Source organism: Frankia sp. CeTa3Moorea, from assembly GCF_978021225.1.
This window is the reverse complement of record NZ_CDXDOR010000071.1, coordinates 4111-25960: the sequence shown is the minus strand read 5'-3', so window position 1 is coordinate 25960 and position 21850 is coordinate 4111. Positions and strand designations below refer to the sequence as shown.

Here is a 21850-nt window from a genome sequence, read left to right as displayed (position 1 = left end):
CTGGTGAATACACCCGTCGATCTGCCCGCCCCACACCCACCCACGTCCGAGCTTATCGCGGTCCCCACCTTCGTTCAGAAGAACATCGCCCGGCTGAAGAGTGAGCGCACGAGCCTTGGCTGCGGGCACCCGGATCGTCGATATCTTCGCAAGATCCAGATAACCTCGCTGCACATTCGCCACACGCAGGTACGGAACCTCAGGAAGGTCCGGGTCGGATTGCTTCTTGCCGTCCTTGGTCACCCCACCCACCACGTCGGCGATCTCTCCAAGACGGCACCAGCGCCACTCCAGTGGAATCCCCGGAACATCACCGTCTACCGACACTCGCTCATGAAGAAATGTGACACGTGGCGCGTCGGCCCACCGACCAACCCTGCCGAAGCACACCGCCGACAGCAACGAACTTCGCAGATGATCAATTCGCAATAACGTACGTTCCAACCCGCCTACGCCTTGCCTGATTCTCTCAAGCGACCCTTCGAGGACTGCGACAATGCGGCGCTGCTCGACCAACGGAGGCACCGGGAGAGGTACACGTCGCAGCTCCCCGAGGCCAAGACGAGGTCGACCGACTCCCCTGATCTTGGACGCCGAATATCTTCGAGACTGCGGTGAGGTCAGGGCATGAAGCAGCCAACTCGGTTCGATGGAAGGGTGGGGCCGAACCCGAATACAATCGGCCTTCACGACAGCTGGTACTCCGAGATCCGGAACAATACATGCCCGAGGGAGTTCCTCATCCAGCGAGGCAGCAACGAGGTCACCCGCGTGCACTTCGTGCGCACGCAACTCCTCGAAATGATCGAGGTCTATATAAGCCTTGTCGCTGTCGTTGAAAGCACCGTCACCAATGTTCTGAAGGCGAATCACTCTGGCACCCGACGAAGTATAGTGGCGCGAAGCCAGGTTCGACCCAAAAGGCCCGTCGGTGATGGCTCTGGGTTCTACCGCCAGCAAGTCTTCCAGACAGGCCCATTCCCAGCCGGGGGGGAGGTCGGTCATGCGGTGAGGCCGGCGCGGAGGGTGTCGAGGACGGTGCTGGCGCGGTCATTACCGAAGGCGGCCAGGAAACCGTCCGTTCCGCCGCGTTGGGTGAACGGCCACTCGTCCAAGTCGCCGTCAGCGAAGCCCGCCGCACTCACCACGATCTCCTTGATCTTCTCCAGCCACCACGTCTGGTCGTGGGTGAACGCGACGCCGGCGTGCCGCTGCGCGGTGAGCCAGGCGGTGAACCGCTCCTCGACGACGGTCCGGTGGGGTCGCGGCTGGACGTCAACGCCCAGCTCATAGCGGATCAGCCCGATCAGATCCAATGGTCCGTAATTTACCTCCGGCTCCTCCGGCGCCAGCCCCAGCACCCGGTACGACCGCCACAGCGTAGTCGGCGACCACAGGTACGGTGGTCGGGCGATCCGCGCCGCCAGCTCGATCACCTGGGCGTACACCGGCCGCGGCCCGCCGCCGTGCTCGTAGGACGCCTCAATCAGAGCGATCTCGTCGTGGTGCTCGCGGAGGAACGCCCGCCAGGAGGTGACCTGATCGCGCGCCAGCTCGGTCCAGTCGACGCCCCCGGCGGAGAGCAGGACGTCCGCGTTCACCTCGTCGATGGTGATCTCGTGGGCGCGGCGGATCTCCAGCATGCGGGCGCGTAGGGCGGGATTGGCCGCCAGCGGGCGCACCGCCGCCTTCACCAGCTCGCGGATAGCGGCCGGGCCGGCGGCCTCGGCGTCGGCCAGCCGGTCCGGGTCGGCGGCCTGGATCAGGCTGCCAATCACGGACGTCAGCGGCGTCTGCGCGAGGGCCTCCAGCTCGGTGCGTTCCTCGGCGGTGAGCTGCTGGTTGAGCCGGGCGAGCCGGGCGAGCCGGGCGAGCCGGGAGGCGAGTGTCGCCGTTTCCGCTGTGGTGATCTCCAGGCTGCCGGCCTTGCGCAGCAACGCCTCCAGGCTGATCTGCCGTTCGGTATGCCGGGTCAGTGGGGCCGCGTCCACCCGCTTCGTGTCGACGACGCCGACCGCGTCGACCAGTACGAACCGGTCCTTGGTGCGCGCGTCCGGGGTGACGCTCTGGAACTCGGTCGGGTCGATCGTCCGCGCGCCGCGCCCCTTCATCTACTCGAAGGCGACCGGGCTCTTCGGGTTGCGCAGGAACAGCAGGCATTCCAGCGGACGCACATCCGTCCCGGTGGAGATCATGTCGACGGTGACGACGACGCGGAGCTCCGCCGAGTTCCGGAACGAGGCCAGCAGCTCCTCGGTGTTCCGTACCGAGCAGGTGATCTTCGCGGCGAAGTCGTTGCCCCGGTTGAAGACCTCCCGGATCCTGCGGACGATCTCGTCAGCGTGGTTGTCGTCGCGGGCGAACACCAGCGTCTTCGGCGCCTCGGTGCGGCCCGGGAAGATCTCGGTGAACAGCCTGTCCCGGAACGTCGTGAGCACCAGGTCGAGGTTTCCCTCGCTGATGACGGATCGGCCGAGCTGGTCCGGGCCGTAGCTGAAGTCGTCGTCCAGCTCCTCGTACCGCTGCGCCCGGGTCCGCCGGTCACGGCGCGGCACGGTGATGCCGGCCTCGATGGTGTCGCCCCGCTCGCCATGCTTCGTGCGGATGCGGTAGACGTCGAAGTCGACGTTGACCTTGTCCGCCACCGCCTGCTGGTTGGTGTACTCGCTTACCAGGTTCCGCTGGCAGTACCCCAGCGTCTGCTTCGTCGGAGTCGCGGTGAGCCCGACCTGGAAGGCCTCGAAGTACTCCAGCACCGCCCGCCATTTCCCGTAGATGGAACGGTGACACTCGTCGATGATGATGAGGTCGACACTCTCCGGCCGGCTCGGCGTCCTCGTCGCCCATCTCCGCCGGGCCGTCGTCGAGGTCCGGGTCGTCGGTGTCGGCATCCGGCACGCTGCGGCCCGACAGCACCGCGTACAGCCGCTGGACCGTCGAGATAACCACCTGCCAGGAGTCGGCCATCCCCGAGCCGGCGAGGATCTCGGCGTTGTACAGGTCGGTGAACCGGCGGCCGTCATCCGGGATCGGGTAGCCGGAGAACTCGGTGCGCGCCTGCCGGCCCAGGTTGTTGCGGTCCACCAGGAACAGGACGCGGCGGGCCCGCGCGTGGCGCAGCAGCCGGCAGCTCGCGGTCACGGCCGCGTACGTCTTTCCCGCACCGGTCGCCATCTGGATCAGCGCCCGCGGCCGGCCGGCGGCGAGCGAACGTTCCAGCCCGGTCACCGCGTCGACCTGCGCCGGCCGCAGCGACCCGGTGGCCAGCGGAAACGCCGCCGGCATCGCGGCGAGCCTGGCCCGCAGGGTCGGGTACGCCGGGTCCTCGTCGGCCTCCCGCATCCATCGGGCCAGTGTCGCCGGCTGGTGGAAGGAGAAGACCCGCCGGGCCCTCGGCGCGGGGTCGAGGTCGTTGGTGAACTGGGTCTCCACCGCCGTTGTCTCGTACCGGAACGGCAGCGGGGCACGCCAGGCGGCCATCCGCTGCTCCTTCGTCAACGTCTCCGCGTATCGGGCGGACTGGCTCTCTACCTGGGTGAGCGGCGTCCCCTCCCGCTTCGCCTCGATCACACCGACCAGCGCCTGGTTGACGTACAGCAAGTAGTCGGCCGGACCGGAGACCGTGCGCCCCTCACGCACCGCCACCCCGTCGGCGGCGAACAGGTTCAGCGCGGAGACGTCCTGCACGACCCATCCGGCCGCCCACAGCATCCGGTCGACCTCGGCCCGGACCTGGACCTCCGTGCGCGGCTCGCGGGCCGCCACCCTGGCCCGTTGGATGAACGCCTCACGCTCGTCCGCCGTCGTCCGCCGCTCACGGCCGCCCACCCCGGATACCCGCACGCCGGTCTGCGGGGACAGCACCTCACGCACCGACATCGCGTCGGCGTCGGCGTCGGCGTCGGCGTCGGCGTCGAACACCATCCCCTCGACCGCACCACCGACCTGCGCATCGGACCGGTCCGCGGAAGAGACCACCGTGAGCCTCGAGATCCGCCCATGGAGATCCACAACGGTGGAATGCAGCGCCTGCGTCTCCGCCTGAGCTGCCCCTATTCGCCGTAGATCGTCTGGCCCGTCATGTGATGGGTGTCGTTGAACCCGCGTAGCACCGCCGGGCCGTCGGAGTACCAGTCGATAGTCGTTATCGACACCAGATCCAGGTGGAGGCGGTAGAGCACGGCCGGTTCCGCCGCCAGCGCCAGCTGGGCCAACCCCTTGATCGGCGTGACGTGTGAGACGACGAGGACCCGCCCGCCCGGCTGCTCGGCGAGCAGCCGGTCACGCACCCGCGCCACCCGGGCCACGGTGGCGATCAGGCTCTCCCCGCCGGGCGGCGGGACGTGCGGGTCGGCGAGCCAGGCATTGAGCTCGTCGGGGAACTTCTCACGCACCTCGGCGAAGGTCAGCCCCTCCCAGGCGCCGAAGTCAGTCTCCCGCAGATCATCGACGACGACATAGTCGCGGCCGAGGGCCTCGGCGGTCTGCCGGGCCCGCTTCAGCGGCGAACTGACGACGAGATCGAACGGCTCGTCGCGCAGCCGGTTCGCCACGGCCGCGGCCTGGCCGAGCCCGACGTCGGTCAGGGCCGCCTCGACCGTCCCGCTGAACCGCTTCTCCACCGAGAGCGGGGTCTGCCCGTGACGCAGCAGCACGGTCGTCGTCGGCGGTGCGGGCGGCGCCATCCAGCCGGAGAGCCGGTTTGTCGTCGGCGCGCGGTGCGGGACCGGGTCCGGGGACTGCGGGACCGCGGGTTCCCAGGCCCGCCCGGCGGCGGCGGCGTCCATCGCCTCGTTCGCGAGCCGATCGGCGTCGGCGTTGCACGCGCGGGGCACCCACTGGAAACGGACCGCGGGGAACCGGGCGGCGAGTTCCGTCGCCTCAACCACCAGCGGCCGCATCGCCGGATGCTTGACCTTCCACCGGCCGCTCATCTGCTCGACAACGAGCTTGGAGTCCATCCGGACCTCCACCTCGGCGTCCGGGGCGATCTCAGCGGCGGCCCGCAGCCCGGCGATCAGCCCGGAGTACTCGGCGACGTTGTTCGTGGCGCGCCCGATCGAGTCCGCGCGCTCGGCCAGCAGCTTCCCCGAGCCGGCGTCGCGGACCACGGCTCCGTAGCCCGCCGGGCCCGGGTTGCCCCGCGACCCGCCGTCGGCCTCGATGACCAGCCTGCGCACGGTGCCCATCTACATGCTCCCCTCGTCTGACCCCGAGGCGGGCGGTCCCGCCGACGGTGCTACAGCCCCGATTCGGGGGTACGGACCAGGATGCGCCGGCACTCCTCGCAGCGCACCACCTCATCTGCCGGCGCCGCCGCCACGGCGCGCAGGTCGCCGCCCGACAGCTCGAGATGACAACCCTGGCAGCGGCGGCGCAGCAGGGCCGCGGCGCCCACGCCGCTGGAGGACGCCCGGATCCGCTCGTACAGCGCGACCAGCGCCTCGGGCAGCTCCGGGACGAGAGCGTCGCGGTCGTGGCGCAGCCGCGCCACCTCGGCGTCGATCTCGGCGTAAGCCTTGTCCCGCGCGGCCACCGCCGCGTCGAGCTCGGCCTGCAGGGCCGATCGCTGCTGGGACAACGCGGAGAGCCGGCTCTCCAAGCCCTCGACGATCTCCATCTTCTCGAGCGCGTCGTCCTCGAGCACGCCCTGACGGCGGGTCAGCGAGGCGAGCTCCGCCTGCAGGTTCTCCAGCTCACGCGGCGTCGAGACGGCGCCGGAATCAAGCCGCTGGGAGTCACGGGCCGAACGGGTCCGCACGAGGTCGATCTCATTCTCCAGCTTGCGCTGGGCACGTGCGACGTCGCTCAGCTCGGTCTGCGCCCCGACGACCTCACCGTCCAACGAGGTCAGCGCGGCGGTGCGCTCGGTGATGACGGCGTGCTCCGGCAGACCGCGTCGGCGGGCCACCGACCGGTCGATACCGGTGTCGAGCGCCTGCAGATCGAGCAGGCGGAGCTGAACTGCTGGGTCGGCCTTCATCGATTCCTCACTGGTACGCCTGAACGACTACACCTGGCCGACCAGGCCGGGGCGACCAGGCCCGACCCGACGCGGCGCCCTCCGTGACCCGGGCCTGCGCGCCGCCGGCACCGCCTACCGGGACGGAACGTGCACCCGCCAGGGATCGGTCACGATAGCGGATACCGACGTGCTCACCGTACGTCCCCCCGCCCGCAGACCGGCGCGCAGGCGGGTGGCGGCCTGGCTCAGCCACGGCCATTCACTCGCCCAGTGGGCGACGTCGACCACCACGACCCCGTGCGCACCGACGGCGTCGAGGACGTGATGATGCCGGCCGTCCGCGGTGACGAGGACGTCCGCTCCCGCGGCCTCGGCGGCGGCGACCAGTTCTCCCCCCGAGCCGCCGCACACCGCGATCCGCCGGACGAGCCGGTCCGCGGTACCCGTCGCCCGGACCCCGCCCGCCGTCGCCGGCAGCGCCCGGACGACCCGGGCACAGAACCGTTCCAGGGACTCGGCCGCGGGCAGGTCACCGATCCGGCCGAGGCCCCGGCACACGCTCGCCCCGCCGGCACCGCCCTCATCACCGGCACCGCCCTCATCACCGACACCGCCCTCGTCGGCCCCGGCGTCCGCCGGAGCGGGCAGCGGGGCCGGGCCGGGCAGCAGTCCCGGGCCGAGCAGCGGAGCGACGTCGCGCAACCCCAGGGCGTCGGCAAGCGCGTCACTCACGCCCGGCGCGGCGACATCGGCGTTCGTGTGCACGGTGTACAGGGCGACGCCGGCCCGGATCAGGGTGGCCACGACCCGCCCGCCCGGACCGGTCTCGGCGACGCCGTGCACTCCCCGCAGGAACAGCGGGTGGTGGGTGACGAGCAGCTGAGCTCCCGCTGTGGCGGCCTCGGCCGCCACCTCTGGGGCCGGATCCACCGCAAACAGGACGGCCGAGACCGGCGCGTCCGGATCACCCACCGCCAGTCCCACCGCGTCCCAGGACTCGGCCCAGGACGGGGGGAAGAAACGCTCAAGCACGGCCACACAGTCACGCACTGTCGCCGACGGAAAGGTCACCACCGTGACCCTACCCGCTTCGTCGCAGCAACCTGCCAGCCGGTCACACTGCCCGGTGCCGCGCCCGGGCGCCGCGCGGGCGGTCGCCCCAGCCCCGTAACGTCACCGGTGGCAACACGCCCGCAATGTGCTGGCGAGCCGCGAGGAAAGGGCAGTCGTCATGGCGGACGTTTCAGTGCGATTCCAGGTGGCGGGGGATGCCGAGATCGTGCTGAACCTCGCGACCCCGCAGGCTGTCCGGCTGGTGGAAGCCATCATGCGCAAGGTGGCCGAGGCCATGGGCGTGCCGGAACGGCCCGCCGTCGGGGCCATGTGGCCCGACGTGCCATCGGCGCAGGCACCGTTCGCTCCGGACCGGCGCTGAGCCGCTGAGCCACCGAGCCACGTGGGCGGTCGCCCGGCTCCGGCGGCCGCCGGTGACGGGCAGCGGCCGGAGCCGATATCCGCCTGGGCGCCGCCCAGTCGGTGGATCCGTGACGCCACTGTCCGGCCGATGGACGCCCGCCGCCGGCTATGTTGGCGCAATCCCTTCGGACAAAGCAGGCGAAGGTACCAGATCGGCACTCTGCGCGCTTGTTTTCGCAAAAGCCGGCGCAGCAAAGCCGCAGCACGATACAACTCCGCACAGCCCTCCCCACCGAAAGGAAAATGATCAAGTATGGCGGGGGACGTACCGGCCGACGAACACGCGCTCATCATCTCGGCCGGAGGGGAGACGGGCCGAGCACTCCGTGCGGCGTTCGCGGCGATCGCAGCCACCGGCGCATCCTCGGATGACGGGGTCGACCAGACCGCCGAGAGCGACGGCTCGCCAACCGATCCCACCCTGGCCAACGAACGACAGCCGCTGCACCGCTACGGCAGGGTCCACGTGCTGGGCCAGCCTCGGGACATCTCCACGGCGACGGCGACGGCGGAACGCGCCGCCGCCCGGCTGGCAGCGGCGGTCCTCCCCCCCGCGGACGGCAGCGTCGTGTCGACCACCGGGGTGTCGCCCGGGCTGAGCCGCGCCGAGACGCTCGGGCTGGACGCCTTCCGTCTGCGGGCCAGCGCCGCCTACCGGCATCTCAAGCAGGAACGTCCCCGTGACGGCCGGCCGTGGGACATGGACCGGCCCTGCACCGACATCCCGCCGCCCCGGGGCAGCTCGCCTGATCCGGACCGGCCGGCACCGCATGCCCAGACGACACCGCATGCCCAGGCGAACGGGCGGGATGCCCAGGCGAACGGGCGGGCCGAGGCCCAGAGCCCGACCGCCGCGCCCGCGGACACCCGGACCGCCGCGCAGACCACCCAGGCGCCCTCCCCCACCAGCGCGGCGCTGGAGGGATCGGTGGCCGTCGGGCTGATCCTCGTGGAAGGGCCGACCACCGCACTGCAACTGACCGCCGCGGAACGCACCAAGATCGTGGCCGAGGTGCAGAACGGGTTGTCCTGGTACGCGACCACGAACCCGGCGGCCGACCTGACCTTCCACTACGACATCCAGATCGTGCGGCTGCCCGTCCCACCGGACCCGAACGCGCCCGATCTCGAGGCGCTGTGGCGTGACCCCACCATGAGCCGGCTCGGCCACCCGGCCAGCTTCGACGGCGTCTACGACTACGTCGACGCGCTCCGGGCCCGGCTCGGCACCCGGTCCGCCTACTGCGCGTTCTTCACCAAGTATCCGCTGGGATACTTCGCGTACTCCTCGGTGGGTGGTCCCCGGCTCGTGATGTCCTGCGACAACGACGGCTGGGGACCGGACAATATCGACCGGGTCTTCACCCACGAGACCGGCCACATCTTCGGCGCTCCGGACGAGTACGCGGGCGCCCAGTGCGACTGCGGCGGTCGGTGGGGGGCGTTCCACGCCCCAAACGGCAACTGCGACGCCTGCGCGCCCGCGCCCGTCGACTGCCTGATGCGCTCGAACAGTTTCGCGCTGTGCCGCTACACCCCCAGCCACCTCGGCTGGGGCCACGGAGTGAGCGGCAACCCGGCGCTCGTCCAGAGCAGGGGGCTCGGCCGGATCGGCAACTTCGACGCCGTCGTCCCCTCGGCCTTCGCCGGGCTGACCCACGTCTGGCGGGACAACGACGCGGCCGGCTTCCCCTGGATGGCCCCGTGGCAGACGGCCCAGGAGCTCGGCCGGATCGATGCCGTCACCATGATCCAGAGCACCCTGGCCAGGCCGGGACCCCTCGAGGTCGCCGTCCGGGCCGGCTCGGCGCTGTACTTCCTGTGGCGGGACTCCACCGGTGCCTTCGCCTGGCACCCGCCGACCCGCCTCGCCCAGGGCGTGGGGGGCGTTCCGTCGCTGGTGCAGAGCCGGCTGGGCACCAAGGGCAACTTCGAACTACTCGTGCCCGCCGCGGACGTCGGCATCCTGCACCTGTGGCGCAACCATGACATCCACGGATTTCCGTGGAGCACTCCGAAGCTGTTCGGCGCGAACCTCGGGCGCGTCGACGCCGTCAGCCTCATCCACGGCACGCTGGGCGGCGGCAACGGGATGTTGGAAGCGGTCGCCCGGGTCGGCAACCGGCTCGTGCACCTCACCCGCGACAACAGGGCGGTCTGGCGCACCGGCCCCGTCTTCGCCGAGGGCGTGACGGGCAATCCGGTGCTCATCCAGAGCGCCTTCCCCGACGGCTCCCGCAACTTCGAGGTGGTCGTCCCCGCCGCGGGCCGCGGACTCATCCACTTCTACCGGAACAACGGCGCGCCATCCCCGGTCTGGAGCGGACCGCGGCCGTTCGCGCCGGAGCTGGGCCGGGTGGATGCCGTCTCGATGATCCAGAGCAACTTCGACGGGCATCTGGAGGTGCTCGCCCGCGTCGGCGACCGGCTCCACATGGTCTGGCGTTCGTCGGGCCCCGGTGCGAGATGGTCGGTCCCCCGGCGCGTGTTCTGAGCCGCCGCGCGGGGTCATCCGGCCGGCGGCGCCCCGGGTGGCCGGTCGGGCGGGAGGTGCCCCGGCGTGTCCCAGGGCTCACCACCCGCGGGATCGCGGTGCTTGGCACCCCTCCGCGCCAGCCAGCCGTCGACGAACAGGCTCTCGGCGGCGGTGAGGGACGCCCGCAGCGCCGGGGGAACCTGATCGACGAAGACCCCGCACACCCCGGGCAGGGCAGCCACCTCCGGCGCCCGCGAGGGGGGCAGCGCCACGAGAGCCAGCCGGGGGCGCAGGGCCGAGGTCACGGTGCCGAGGACGGCCAGTTCGGCCAGTGGATCGGTACCCGTGCCGGTCGAGAAGCCCCGGTCCGGCTGGTGGAAGACGACCAGCAGCTCCGGCTCGGTTTCCCACACCGGGCCATTCTTCCGCGAACGAACCCGGATGGAAGGCCCCCAGGCACCGGCGGCCCACCGTCCGGGCTCCCGGCCCACCGCCCGAACCCGCGCCCGAACCCGCGCCCGAACCCGCGCCCGGTGAGAATCACAGTCCTTCCCGGATGGACACCGTGGCTACCGGGGGACAGGGTTGGGACAAACGTCCGACTCCTGGTCGTGGACCCGCCCCGGGCGGTCCTCGCCCGACCGCCACCGGCCGCTTCCGGTCCCGTCCGGGGCCGGAGAGGGCAGGGCAGGAAGAAGGCACCGCAGTTGAGCGAGCGGCTTCCTCTGTTCCCGCTCGGGACGGTCCTGCTCCCCGGGCTGGTCCTACCCCTGGAGATCTTCGAGGAACGGTACCGGATATTGGTGCGGGAACTGCTCGAGCAGCCCGCTGACCAGGTCCGACGGTTCGGAGTGATCGCCATCCGGCGAGGCCGGGAGGTGGGTCCGGCCCTGCCGGCGATCCACGACGTGGGCTGCACCGCCGTGCTACGGCGCGTCCAGGAGCACTCCGACGGGCGGTTCTCGCTCATCACGGTGGGCGGTGACCGGTTCCGGATCCGCACGGTGGACCGGCACAGCGAGCCCTACCTCGTCGGGGACGTCGATTACCTGCCGGAGGACGTCGGCGACACCGACGACACCGGCGGCACCGTTCCGGCGCTCCAGCGTCTGCTCCGAACCTACGCCGACCGGCTCGCCGCCACCGGCACCGTGCAGATCTCGCTGCCGGACCTCCCCGACGACCCGATCGCCCTTTCGTACGTGATCGCCGCCGCCGCCGTCACCGACGTCACCGAACGTCAGGGGCTGCTCGCCGCGCCGGACGCGGCCAGCCGACTGCGGGCCGAACGGGCGCTGCTCCGCCGGGAGATCGGCCTCCTGGAAAAGATCACCACCATCGGATCGAGCGAGTTGCGCCGAGTCGATCCCAGCCCGAACTGACCGTTACCCGAACTGGCCCCAGGCCGAACCGTGGGACGTTCACCCCGCCCGGGGGATCGACGCTCAGTCCCCAGCCCCAGCCCCGTCGCCGGGCGCGGTCGGACCCCGCCTGTCCTCGGCGGCGTCCGACCGGGCCCGCGAGGTCACCCACAGCCCGACGAGGAGCATGACCAGGGCGGTCACCGGCATGACGAAGTAGAGCCCGCCCGCGCGGACCTTCAGGTCCACCAGGTCGGTGAGCAGCGGAGAGGCGTCCTTCGGCAGCGCGTGCAGCAGCTGGGGCGAGCGCCGCAGGTGGCCGATCCAGCCGGCGATCAGCGAGCCGCCGATGCCGCCCGCGGCGAGCCCGACCGGGACCGGCCATCCCGCGTCCCGGACCCGCCAGCACGCCACGGCACCGCCGATCACACCGGCGACCGCGCAGATCTGGGCGAACCGGACGTCGATGTCGCTCTGGACTGTGAACGCCGATTCATGCCCGCCCAACGCCGCGGCGAGATCCAGGTGCGGCGCGGTCGCGGCCCAGAGCAGGCCGAGCGGGAAGCCGGCGAGCGCCATCGCCGCCGCGCAGATCAGGCCAGCGACGGCTGCCGGACGAGCACCGAACGCCCGGCCCGGGCTCCGCCCGGGCGGCGCCGGCCCACCGGCCGCGGGGACGGCAATCGCCGGATCGAGGGTCGGCTGACCAGGGTGGTGCGGCCTGTCTCCGGGTGGGACGTCCCCGGGTGGGACGGACAGCGCGGCCGGCTCGACTCCGCGGATGTCCGACGACCGCTCCGTCATGACGCGCTTCCTGCCACTGGCTGTCTGTCTCCTCGTCCCCGGCCACCAGCGTCCCCGGCCACCAGCGTCCCCGGCCTACCAGCGTCCCCGGCCTACCAGCGTCCCCGGCCTACCAGCGTCCCCGGCCTACCAGCGTCCCCGGCCTACCAGCGCATCGTCGCCGACCGGCCGCAGGCCGTTGACCCTACCGCGCCGGGCGGTCCCGCAGTGGTCCTGCTACTACGCTGGTCCTGCTAACTATGACGCCCTCAGGACGTGCCGACACGGCGCAGCGCCACCGCCGCGACAGACAGCGCCACCACCCCGACGGCGGCGCAGATCCCGAGGTCGAGGACCACCTTCGCCCAGTCGACGCCGGGTTGGAAGGCGGCCGCGAGGGCATCCACCGCGTAGCTGCTGGGCAACGCGTCCCGCGCCCAGCGGCCGACCTCGGGCAGCCGGCCGGAGGGGATCACACCGAAAAACAGCACGATGCTCATTCCGAGCTGGCCGGCGACGGTCGCGAGCTCCGGCCGAGGAGCGAGCAGGCCGACCGCCGCCCCGAGCCCGGACAGGCAGATCCCGGCGAGGGCCACGACAGGCAGCAGCAGCCACAGGCCAGACAGCGGCAGCCCGTAGAGCAGCGCCCCCAGCACCGCGGTGACGACGGTGCCGGGCGCCGCGAAGGTCGCATATGAGGCCGCCGTGCCCAGCACCACCGCGACGCCGGGCACCGGCAACGTGAGGTAGTAGTCCAGGGCACCGGACGCCCGCAGCGCCCCGAACCGCTGGGCCAGCAGGTTCAACGCGACGAAGGCGACCACGAGCACCGTGGAACCCGCCACGACCTGCCCGGCGGCCGTGGTGTCGCCGACGTCGAGAATCCCGCGCAGCAGCACGAGGATCCCGACCGACTGGAACGACGCGACGAACAGCAGCGGGATCCGTCCCACCTTGGAGCGGGCGAGCTGCCCGCGGTAGACCGCACCGAACGCGGTGCGGAACGACGTCAACGGCGGCAGCTGCGGCGGGGCCAGCGGGGCGCTGCTCGGCGGGGCGGAGGCCGGCGCCGGCCGCGTGGCGGGAAGCGGGCGGCCATCCACGACCGATGGCGCCGGCACCCCGGATGCCCCGCCACCGGGTGCCCCGAGCGCGTCCGGAACGACGGTCACCGGAAAATCACGATCATGCGCGCTCCAGGTCCCGCGACCCGCCGCCGAGGGTGAGGTACACGTCCTCCAGCGAGGGAGTGGCGAGACTGAAATCGTCCAGCGCGGCGAACGCCGGGCCGGCGGTCAACCGGCCGAGGGCGTCACGGGCCGCGGCCGGAGCCAACCGGATGGTCCACCGCCGTCCGTTGACCACGGCGAGCGCGGCCAACGTCGCGACGGTGGGATCGTCCGCGGGCGGGTCGTGGCGCCACGCGAGGTCAAGCCGGACGTCACCGGACAACGATGCCTTGAGCTGGCCCGGAGTGTCGCAGGCGATCACCCGCCCGGCGTCCAGGACGGCGACCCGGTCGAGCACCGACTCCGCCTCGAGGACGTTGTGCGTGATCAGCACGACGGTGACACCGACGGTGTCCCGGCGACGTTGCAGCGCCGACCACACGGCCCGCCGGGCGACGGGGTCGAGGCCGGTGGTTGGCTCGTCGAGGACGAGCATCGGCCGGTCCCCCACCAGGGTGGTGGCGACACACGCCAGCCGGCGTTGCCCACCGGACAGCTTCGACAGCGGGCGATGCGCCACCGCCTCCAGACCAAGCTCGCCGAGCACGGCGTCACGGACCGCCCGCACGGCGGAGCGGGGGACACCGCGCATGCGGGCGGTGGTCGCCACGGCCGTGGCGACCGGCAGCTCGGCCAGCGCGAGATCATCCTGACCCAGGTAGGCGGCGAGCCGGGCCGGCAGACCGCGGGCGGCCAGCACGTCGCGGCCAAAAAGGGTAATCGTGCCCGCGTCCGGCCGCAGCAGACCCATCAACTGGCGGACCAGCGTGGTCTTCCCGGCGCCGTTCGGCCCGAGCACCCCGAACACCTCGCCCTGCCGGACGTCGAGATCGATCCGATCATTGGCGAGAACGGCATGCTCACCCGTCCCGTGCCGCCGGGTGAGCCCGCGGACCGCGTAGCTCAACACATCGACCATTGTCGCAGTCGGATCCGGTCGATGGTCCCGGGCCGGCGACGGGCGCTGATCACACCGCGCTGCTCATCCACACCACGACGTCGAGCATCCGCAGCGGGGTGATCGGGGGACCCGCGACGGGTACCAGCGCCCCGAGCCGGCGGAACTCCTCGGCGTTCTCCCGCAGGTCGTACTGCATCGCGCGGATGAGCAGGCCCATGTACTGCCGCCAGGACCGCCCGTCCCGCGGCGACGGCGGGACGCAGTCCTCGTGCTGGTAGAAGATCCTCACCTTGGAGTCGAACAACGGGACCAGGGCGGGCCGCTTGCGGTGCAGCACCTTGGCGATGAGGGAGCCCTTGACGTCCCGGTCGGAGACGTCCGGGTCGTCGAGGGGGTCGTAGAGCGCGGCGACCAGATCGAGGGTGGCCTCGTCGGCCTCGATGAGCTCGATGCCGGGAGGAAGCCTGTCCAACGCCCGCTGTAGCAACGGCATCAGTGCGGTGAGCGTGTGCATCCGATCCACGTCCACGTGCACGCCGAGCAGGCACGGGGCCAGGAGATCCCCGGTGCACAGCAGATCCGGATCACTATTGGTGACCAGGCCGTCGTAGTACGGGTAGGCGTAGCGCAGACCTCGCTTGCGCGGCCCCAGGTACTCCTCGAGCAGGCTCTCCGCGTCGAAGACCTCCCGGGTGCCCTTAGCCAGCTTCAACCTGGGTCTCCTCATCATGATCCGTGAACTCCCCGGCCGGTCGCAACCCCAGGTGACGAAGCCGGTCTCCCCCCCTCATCTTCTCCTGTCCCGGTCGACGATGGCGCAGGGGTCGGGTGCCACGCCAGAACGGTCACCGTCCGCCACCCGTGCCCGGCACACCGTCCGATCATGCGGACGGTCTCGACCAGGTCAGCGACGGTCCGGGGACAGTGGGATGAATCTCACACCCGGTGGCCCGCTTCCCGGTGGGGCCGGGTCCACCACCCGCACCCGAGGATCGGTTTCGAGCTGCGAGAGCCGGCCGGCCGGGGCGCGGACCACCGCGGCGAACAGACATCCACACCCGGCCCGCAGGTCGCTCGCCGCTCGCCGCTCGCGGTCGGCGGCGGCAGTGTCGCCGACCTGCGTGTCGGCAGCGGCTCGGGCGTCCGCCTGGGCCGCCGCCGACCCGAAGGCGGCCCGGACGTCGGCCACCGGATCGCGCACGAGGGCCTGCTCCTGTTCACCCCCGATACCGGCGGTGAAGAACACCTGCACGGTCCGGAAGTCGCCGAACACCTCGAGCAGGTCGGCGGGGGTGCGGGGCGCGGTGAGACTGGCCACGGCGTAAAGATCGGCGCCGGGGGCGGCCGAGGTCAGCGACGCGAGGTTCTGCCGGCTGGCGCCGAGGTAGTCGGCGACCGGGTCGTTCGGCCCGGGGCCGATCGTCACCACGGGCAACACGGGCGCCGCCGGCTGGTTCGCGGACGTCGGCGCCTCCCCGGTCGCCGGGGAGGACCGTCCGGACGACGGAGCATGATCGACGCCCTGCAGGATCGCGGCCGTCGCGCTCACCACGATCAACGCGACGAGTCCGAGGACAAGCATCCGGACGCCCCATTCCACCACCCCGCCGGGCGTGACTCCGGCCACGTCGAGCAGGGCCGGCGGACCGTCATCGTCGTCGGAGCCGGCAGGCGAGGGACGGGCCCGGTCCCGGGTCCGGCGGACCCGACCGATCTCCCGCGCCGCCAGGCCCACCATCCGCGCCCGGACGATCGCGATCGCGCGAGAGGTCGCCGGCAGCGTGCGGGCGTCGACCCGATCGAGCAGCGCCCCCAGCTCGTGGACCGGTGGGCGCACGGTGGGCCACCCCCGGCCGGCGGGGGCCTGGGCCGGCACCGCTCCCCCAGGGGCCGCGGGAGCGGGCACCGGCGCCGAGGTCGCCTCCCCGAGCGTCGCCGGCTCCGTCATGGCTGGTCCCGCAGTCGTTCCACCGCCTCGGCCAGGTCAGCCGGGTCCGGGCTGGTGAACTCGACCCGTCCGCCGTGACCGGGATGATCGAAGGACAGCTGCGCCGCGTGCAGCCACTGGCGGGTCAGGCCGAGCCGCTCGGCGAGCGTGGGGTCGGCCCCGTAGGCGAGGTCCCCGACGCACGGGTGCCGCAGGGCGGACATGTGCACCCGGATCTGGTGGGTGCGCCCGGTCTCCAACCGCACGGACAGCAGGGAGGCGGCCCGGAACGCCTCCTGGAGGTCGTAGTGGGTGATACTCGGCTTGCCGTCCGCGACGACGGCGAACAGCCCCGGCCGGCGCGGATGCCGGTCGATCGGGGCGTCCACGGTGCCCCGCAGCGGATCGGGATGGCCCTGCACCACGGCCCGGTAGCGTTTGTCCACCGCACGGTCACGGAACGCCCGTTTCAGCAGGGTGTACGCACGCTCGCTCTTGGCGACCGCCATCACCCCGGTGGTACCGACGTCGAGACGGTGCACCACCCCCTGACGCTCGGCCGCGCCCGAGGTGGAGAGGCGGTATCCCGCGGCCGCCAACGCCCCGATCACGGTCGGTCCGGTGAAGCCGGGCGCCGGATGCGCGGCGACCCCGACCGGCTTGTCCACGACGATGATGTCGTCGTCGTCGTAGAGGATGCCGAGACCCTCGACCGGCGTGGGTTCCACCGCCACCGGACGCGGCGGGGCGGGCAGCCGGACCTCCAACCAGGCACCGCCGCTGACCCGGTCGGACCGGCCCCGGACCTTCCCGTCAAGGCTCGCCTGGCCGTCGTCGACGAGCGCGGCGGCCACGGTCCGCGACAGCCCGAACATCCTCGCGATCGCCGCGTCGAGACGGACGCCGTCGAGCCCGTCCGGGACCGGTAGGGACCGCAGGTCACCGCCCGTGATGGTCACTGCCCCCGCCGACGGGCTGATGCTCGGCGTAGCGCGTGCCGTCCAGGCCCACGCCGCGCAGGGACAGGATGACCGCGAGCACGCCGCCGCAGACGATCGCGGAGTCGGCCACGTTGAAGATGGGCCAGTAGTGGAGGTGAACGAAGTCCACGACGTGACCGCGCAGGGGACCCGGCGCGCGGAAGATGCGGTCGGCGAGGTTGCCCACCGCCCCGCCGAGCAGGGCGCCGAGCACGAGAGCCCACCCCACCGACCGCAGCCGGCGGGCGGTGAACACCACCACCGCGACCACGGCCAGGGCGACCAGGCTGAGCAGCACCGTTGCACCGCCCGCGAGGCTGAAGGCCGCTCCGGAGTTGCGGGTGAGCTCTAGGTCGAGCAGGCCGGGGATGACCTCGACAGGCCCCCGGTCGGACAGGGTGGCCACCGCGACGTGCTTGGTGATGATGTCCGACAGCAGGACGATCGCCGCCGCGACCGTCAGCGTGGCCACCGCCCGGCGGGAACCGGCGGTCGGGCGAGCCTCGTCCCGCCCGCGCGGCACCGGCGCCGGCCCCCCGGGCGGGGCCGAGGGCTTCGTGGGCATCGCCGACGCGACGGGCCCCGCGCCCGGGGCGACGCCCCCCGGCGCGGCCGCTGCGTGATCGGCGGAATCTTCGGACACACCGCTCCCGATGGTCGGCACCTCTCCTACCGGACCACTCTACGACCCCGGGTCCCGACGATGAACCGGCCGCGCGGCGAAGGGCCGAGCCGGGGACGGGACCACTCGTCCCGTTGAGCTACGCTCATGGGCAGCGGTACGGCGTGGACGGGGACGAGTAGCGGCGGGCGCAGCCCGAGCGAGCCGGGGTCGGTGGAAGCCCGGTGGCCAGCGCGTCGCGAAGATCACCCCCGAGCCGCCGGAAGAACGGGATCCGGTCGACCATCGGGTCCCCAGTAGATCCGGCCACCGCGAGGACAACGAGGGGCCATCCCTCGGCCCGATCCGGCCGAGCGGGTGTGCAAGGAGGGTGGTACCGCGGTACCCCCGGTCCGGGCAGGACAGGCGGCCGGCGCATCGGCCGGATGGTCACTCCCGGGGCCGGTGAGGCGTCGTCCCTCCGTTGGAGAGCCAGCCCGACGGAGATCACGACTATGGAGACCGGGTCCCCACGATGAGCACCCCCCTGCGGCATCCCACCTTCGCTCCGCTGCCCGCCCAGGTGGACCTGCCCGCCCTGGAGCGGGAGACGTTGGCCCGCTGGCGCGACACCAAGGTGTTCCACCGTTCGTTGGAGGCCACCGCGGACCGCCCGCTGTGGGTTTTCTACGAGGGCCCGCCCACCGCCAACGGCAGGCCGGGGGCGCATCACGTGGAGGCCAGGGTCTTCAAGGACCTGTTCCCCCGCTACCGGACGATGAAGGGCTACCACGTTCCCCGGCGGGCCGGCTGGGACTGCCACGGGCTGCCCGTCGAGCTCGCGGTCGAGAAGGAGCTCGGCTTCACCAGCAAAAACGACATCGAGGCGTTCGGCATCGCCGAGTTCAACGCCCGGTGCCGCGAGTCGGTGCTGCGCCATGTCGCGGACTTCTCCGCGATGACCGAGCGGATGGGCTACTGGGTCGACCTCGAGGGCGCCTACCGCACCATGGACACCAGCTACGTCGAGAGCGTCTGGTGGTCGCTCAAGCAGATCTTCGACCAGGGCCTGCTGGTCGAGGACTTCCGGGTCACCCCGTACTGCCCGCGCGACGAGACGCCGCTTAGTGACCACGAGGTGTCCCAGGGCTACTCGGACGTCGACGACCCCTCGGTCTACGTCCGTTTCCCGCTCGTCGCCGACGCCCTCGGCCTCGCCGGGCAGGGCGCGCAGCTGCTGGTCTGGACGACGACCCCGTGGACACTGGTGTCGAACACGGCGGTGGCCGTTCACCCGGAGGTGGAGTACGTCCTGGCCCGCGCGGGGGATGGGGAGTTGTTCGTCGTCGCCGAACCACTGGTCACCGCGGCCCTCGGCGAGGACGCCGAGATCGTCGAGCGGTTCCGCGGGGCGGAGCTGGCCGGTGCCCGCTACACCCGCCCGTTCGAACTGCTGGCGGCGGAGCGGTTCGCGGCCGGCACCGGCGTCCCGCACTCGGTCGTGCTCGCCGACTACGTGACGACCACGGACGGCACGGGCCTGGTCCACCAGGCGCCGGCGTTCGGCGCGGAGGACCTGGCGGTCTGCCGGGCGAGCGGGCTGTCGGTGGTGAACCCGATCGGGACGGGCGGCCGCTTCCTCGCCGACGTCCCCTTGGTCGGCGGGATGTTCTTCAAGGATGCCGACGCGCCGCTGACCGCCGACCTGCGCGCACGGGGCCGGCTGTGGCGGGCGTCGACGTATACGCACAGCTACCCGCACTGCTGGCGCTGCCACACACCGTTGATCTACTATCCGCTGCCGTCCTGGTACATCCGGACCACCGCCATCCGCGACGAGCTGCTGGCGCAGAACGAGCGGACGACCTGGCACCCCGAGCGGATCAGGACCGGTCGGTACGGCGAGTGGCTGCGCGGCAACGTCGACTGGGCGCTGTCCCGCAACCGATACTGGGGGACACCGTTGCCGGTCTGGCGCTGCGACGACGACCCCACCCATCTGGTGTGCGTCGGGTCACTCGCCGAGCTCTCCGAGCTCGCCGGGCGGAACCTGGCCGACCTCGACCCGCACCGCCCGTTCGTCGACGAGGTCACCGGGACCTGCCCGACCTGCGGCGGCGTCTCGCACCGGGTGCCCGAGGTGATCGACGTCTGGTACGACAGCGGCGCGATGCCGTTCGCCCAGTGGGGTGCCCCGCACCACAACCTCGAGGAGTTCACCCGGCAGTACCCGGCGCAGTACATCTGCGAGGCGATCGACCAGACCCGCGGCTGGTTCTACACGATGATGGCGGTCGGCACGCTGGTGTTCGGCCGCTCCTCCTATGAGACGGTGCTCTGCCTCGGCCTGCTCCTGGACGCCGACGGCCGCAAGATGAGCAAGCATCTCGGCAACGTGCTCGATCCCTTCGAGCTGTTCGAGCGGCACGGCGCGGACGCGGTCCGCTGGCTGATGCTCGCCGGCGGCTCGCCGTGGGCGGACCGCCGGATGAGCCACGAGGCGATCGAGGACATCGTCCGCAAGGTCCTGCTCACCTACTGGAACACCGCGTCGTTCTTCGCCCTCTATGCCGGGGCGGCCGGCTGGCGGCCGGGCGCGAGCCCAGGCGCGGGCGCGACACCGCCGGCCCGGCGGCACGTGCTGGACCGCTGGGCGCTGTCCGAGCTCGCGGCCACCGTCGCCGAGGTGGACGAGGCGCTGGAGAACTTCGACTCGCTGCGGGCCGGGCGGCGGATCGCCCGGTTCGTCGACGACCTGTCCAACTGGTACGTCCGCCGGTCCCGCCGCCGGTTCTGGGCCGGCGACGCCGATGCCCTGGACACCCTGCACACCTGCCTGGACGCACTGACCCGAGTGATGGCGCCGTTCACGCCGTTCCTCACCGACTGGCTGTGGTCACGGCTGTTCGCCGACGCCTCCCCGCAGACCCCCGACTCGGTGCACCTTGCCGCCTGGCCCGAGCTCCCCGGGGGGCTGCACACGCCGGAGCTCGCGGAGCAGATGGATCTCGTCCGGCGGATCGTGGAACTCGGCCGTGCCGCCCGGGCCGCCAGCGGGATGCGCACCCGCCAGCCGTTGCCGCGGGCGGTCATCGGCGCGAGTGCCTTCGACGAGCTCTCCCCCGAGCTGATCGCGCAGATCACCGAGGAGCTCAACGTGACCACGGTGGAGCCGGCGACCTCGGAGGTCGTCGACATCTCGGTGAAGCCGAACTTCCGGGCCCTGGGGCGGCGCTTCGGCAGGAACACCAAGGCGGTCGCCGCGGCCATCGCGGCCGCCGGTCCTCCCGTCAACGGCCGGCTCACCGTCACCGTCGACGGGGAGGAGGCCGAGCTGTCCGGGGACGAGCTGATCATCACAGAGACGCCGCGGCAGGGCTGGGCGGTCACCGCCGAGTCCGGGCTCTCCGTCGCCCTCGACCTGGAGATCTCCCCGGAGCTCGCCCGCGACGGGCTCGCCCGCGACGTCGTCCGGGTGCTCCAGGACGCGCGCAAGGCGGCAGGGCTGGAGATCACCGACCGGGTGGACGTCTCCTGGGCGGCGACGCGCGAGGAGACCGCACTCGCGCTGCGTACCCACGGTCAGACGGTGGCCGAGGAGGTGCTGGCGGTCTCCTTCACCGAGGTGGCCCGCACGGAGCTGCCTGCGACGCAGCCGCGGGAGGCGGGAGCCCGCTCGGCGGCCGAGGAGCTGGGCCTGGCGTTCACGCTCACCCGGCACGAGACGACCGGCGGCTGAGACCGAGGCCCGAGGTCAGCGAGAGGCCCGGCGTACTGCTCCCGCCGGGAGCAGCGCCGCGGCGACCAGCGTCAAGATCATGGACGCATAGACGAAACCGCTGCCGGCAAGAATGCCGACCACCGCAAGAACCGTACACAGAGCAAGAACTGCTCCACAAAGCGTCAGCATCTCTCGATCACCCCATCACGAGACCGCCCGTCGGCTCCGGCCCCGTCCGCGCCGGTGCCGAGGGCCACACCAGACTCGCCGAGGGCCGCGCAGCGGATGATCAGAACTCCTGCATTCCCGGGGCGTCCCGCCGGGTGGCGTCCATGTCCGGCCGGCTGTGACCGTTGTCGCGGGCCATGGCGGCGCCGGCGGGCAGGGGCGGACCGGGCGGGAAGGTCGGCTGGTGGGCGGGGTTCTGCGG

Annotated in this window: 18 protein-coding genes and 2 pseudogenes; 4 read left to right on the top strand and 16 right to left on the bottom strand. The window is 72.0% G+C overall.

Annotation, left to right across the window (positions count from 1 at the left end):
• From AC08OV_RS14145 to AC08OV_RS14110, 8 genes and pseudogenes are all read right to left on the bottom strand, one after another.
• The coding region (locus AC08OV_RS14145) for a restriction endonuclease subunit S (protein ID WP_476619766.1) at window positions 1–1005 on the bottom strand (1005 nt) is incomplete at its 3' end.
• The gene (locus AC08OV_RS14140) at window positions 1002–2111 is read right to left on the bottom strand and encodes a type I restriction-modification enzyme R subunit C-terminal domain-containing protein (protein WP_476615185.1); all 1110 of its coding nucleotides are present in this window, start codon (window positions 2109–2111) and stop codon (window positions 1002–1004) included. The genes AC08OV_RS14140 and AC08OV_RS14145, both read right to left, overlap by 4 nt.
• Window positions 2112–2645 (bottom strand): hypothetical protein, encoded by a 534-nt coding sequence (locus AC08OV_RS14135; RefSeq protein ID WP_476615187.1) that lies wholly within the window; start codon window positions 2643–2645, stop codon window positions 2112–2114.
• 6 nt (window positions 2646–2651) lie between these two features.
• Window positions 2652–2891: pseudogene (locus AC08OV_RS14130) on the bottom strand (DEAD/DEAH box helicase family protein); the annotation flags it as partial.
• A 31-nt stretch (window positions 2892–2922) separates the two neighbouring features.
• A pseudogene (locus AC08OV_RS14125) lies at window positions 2923–3285 on the bottom strand (DEAD/DEAH box helicase family protein); the annotation flags it as partial.
• Between the two features lie 767 nt (window positions 3286–4052).
• Window positions 4053–5189, bottom strand: a complete 1137-nt coding sequence (locus AC08OV_RS14120) for a bifunctional RNase H/acid phosphatase (protein ID WP_476619765.1) — start codon at window positions 5187–5189, stop codon at window positions 4053–4055.
• 50 nt (window positions 5190–5239) lie between these two features.
• Window positions 5240–5983, bottom strand: a complete 744-nt coding sequence (locus AC08OV_RS14115; protein ID WP_476615182.1) for a zinc ribbon domain-containing protein — start codon at window positions 5981–5983, stop codon at window positions 5240–5242.
• Window positions 5984–6097: 114 nt separating this feature from the next.
• Entirely contained in the window at window positions 6098–7036 is a 939-nt protein-coding gene (locus AC08OV_RS14110; protein ID WP_476619764.1) for a Nif3-like dinuclear metal center hexameric protein, read from the bottom strand.
• A gap of 160 nt (window positions 7037–7196) precedes the next feature.
• On the opposite strand from AC08OV_RS14110, the gene AC08OV_RS14105 reads away from it, so the two are divergent.
• Entirely contained in the window at window positions 7197–7400 is a 204-nt protein-coding gene (locus tag AC08OV_RS14105) for a hypothetical protein (RefSeq protein WP_462187649.1), read from the top strand.
• Between the two features lie 294 nt (window positions 7401–7694).
• On the top strand, window positions 7695–9935 hold the full coding sequence (locus AC08OV_RS14100; RefSeq protein ID WP_476615820.1) for a DUF8189 domain-containing protein: 2241 nt from the start codon (window positions 7695–7697) through the stop codon (window positions 9933–9935).
• Between the two features lie 14 nt (window positions 9936–9949).
• Here the strand turns inward: AC08OV_RS14100 and AC08OV_RS14095 are convergent, their stop codons facing one another.
• Window positions 9950–10330 (bottom strand): hypothetical protein, encoded by a 381-nt coding sequence (locus AC08OV_RS14095; RefSeq protein ID WP_476615821.1) that lies wholly within the window; start codon window positions 10328–10330, stop codon window positions 9950–9952.
• Between the two features lie 294 nt (window positions 10331–10624).
• Here AC08OV_RS14095 and AC08OV_RS14090 point away from each other — a divergent pair, with 294 nt between their 5' ends.
• The gene (locus AC08OV_RS14090; protein ID WP_476615822.1) at window positions 10625–11299 is read left to right on the top strand and encodes an LON peptidase substrate-binding domain-containing protein; all 675 of its coding nucleotides are present in this window, start codon (window positions 10625–10627) and stop codon (window positions 11297–11299) included.
• Window positions 11300–11362: 63 nt separating this feature from the next.
• Here the strand turns inward: AC08OV_RS14090 and AC08OV_RS14085 are convergent, their stop codons facing one another.
• The 7 genes from AC08OV_RS14085 to AC08OV_RS14055 all read right to left on the bottom strand — a co-directional run bounded on the left by AC08OV_RS14085 (window position 11363) and on the right by AC08OV_RS14055 (window position 17741).
• Window positions 11363–12082: a hypothetical protein gene (locus tag AC08OV_RS14085; protein ID WP_476619763.1), complete on the bottom strand. Its 720-nt coding sequence runs from the start codon at window positions 12080–12082 to the stop codon at window positions 11363–11365.
• Between the two features lie 248 nt (window positions 12083–12330).
• Complete coding sequence (locus tag AC08OV_RS14080; RefSeq protein WP_476619762.1) at window positions 12331–13233, bottom strand: ABC transporter permease; 903 nt, start codon at window positions 13231–13233, stop codon at window positions 12331–12333.
• 13 nt (window positions 13234–13246) lie between these two features.
• Window positions 13247–14209: an ABC transporter ATP-binding protein gene (locus AC08OV_RS14075; protein WP_462188896.1), complete on the bottom strand. Its 963-nt coding sequence runs from the start codon at window positions 14207–14209 to the stop codon at window positions 13247–13249.
• A 49-nt stretch (window positions 14210–14258) separates the two neighbouring features.
• A complete protein-coding gene (locus AC08OV_RS14070; protein ID WP_476614949.1) occupies window positions 14259–14903 on the bottom strand; it encodes a DUF6308 family protein in 645 nt (214 codons plus the stop codon).
• 192 nt (window positions 14904–15095) lie between these two features.
• Window positions 15096–16139 (bottom strand): hypothetical protein, encoded by a 1044-nt coding sequence (locus AC08OV_RS14065; protein ID WP_476614948.1) that lies wholly within the window; start codon window positions 16137–16139, stop codon window positions 15096–15098.
• Entirely contained in the window at window positions 16136–17077 is a 942-nt protein-coding gene (locus AC08OV_RS14060; protein ID WP_476614947.1) for an RluA family pseudouridine synthase, read from the bottom strand. The genes AC08OV_RS14065 and AC08OV_RS14060 overlap by 4 nt, the downstream gene beginning before the upstream one ends.
• The gene (locus AC08OV_RS14055) at window positions 17058–17741 is read right to left on the bottom strand and encodes a signal peptidase II (protein ID WP_476614946.1); all 684 of its coding nucleotides are present in this window, start codon (window positions 17739–17741) and stop codon (window positions 17058–17060) included. Before AC08OV_RS14055 ends, AC08OV_RS14060 begins: the two co-directional genes overlap by 20 nt.
• Window positions 17742–18234: 493 nt before the next feature.
• Here AC08OV_RS14055 and ileS point away from each other — a divergent pair, with 493 nt between their 5' ends.
• Window positions 18235–21438, top strand: coding sequence for an isoleucine--tRNA ligase (gene ileS / locus AC08OV_RS14050; protein WP_476614945.1), 3204 nt, complete (start codon window positions 18235–18237; stop codon window positions 21436–21438).
• Window positions 21439–21850 lie beyond the last annotated feature (412 nt).

Coding starts and splice junctions, on each gene's coding strand:
- AC08OV_RS14140 (WP_476615185.1), bottom strand. CDS start 2,111: ATGAAGGGGCGCGGCGCGCGGACGATCGACCCGACCGAGTTCCAGAGC.
- AC08OV_RS14120 (WP_476619765.1), bottom strand. CDS start 5,189: ATGGGCACCGTGCGCAGGCTGGTCATCGAGGCCGACGGCGGGTCGCGG.
- AC08OV_RS14115 (WP_476615182.1), bottom strand. CDS start 5,983: ATGAAGGCCGACCCAGCAGTTCAGCTCCGCCTGCTCGATCTGCAGGCG.
- AC08OV_RS14105 (WP_462187649.1), top strand. CDS start 7,197: ATGGCGGACGTTTCAGTGCGATTCCAGGTGGCGGGGGATGCCGAGATC.
- AC08OV_RS14100 (WP_476615820.1), top strand. CDS start 7,695: ATGGCGGGGGACGTACCGGCCGACGAACACGCGCTCATCATCTCGGCC.
- AC08OV_RS14085 (WP_476619763.1), bottom strand. CDS start 12,082: ATGACGGAGCGGTCGTCGGACATCCGCGGAGTCGAGCCGGCCGCGCTG.
- AC08OV_RS14075 (WP_462188896.1), bottom strand. CDS start 14,209: ATGGTCGATGTGTTGAGCTACGCGGTCCGCGGGCTCACCCGGCGGCAC.
- AC08OV_RS14065 (WP_476614948.1), bottom strand. CDS start 16,139: ATGACGGAGCCGGCGACGCTCGGGGAGGCGACCTCGGCGCCGGTGCCC.
- ileS (WP_476614945.1), top strand. CDS start 18,235: ATGAGCACCCCCCTGCGGCATCCCACCTTCGCTCCGCTGCCCGCCCAG.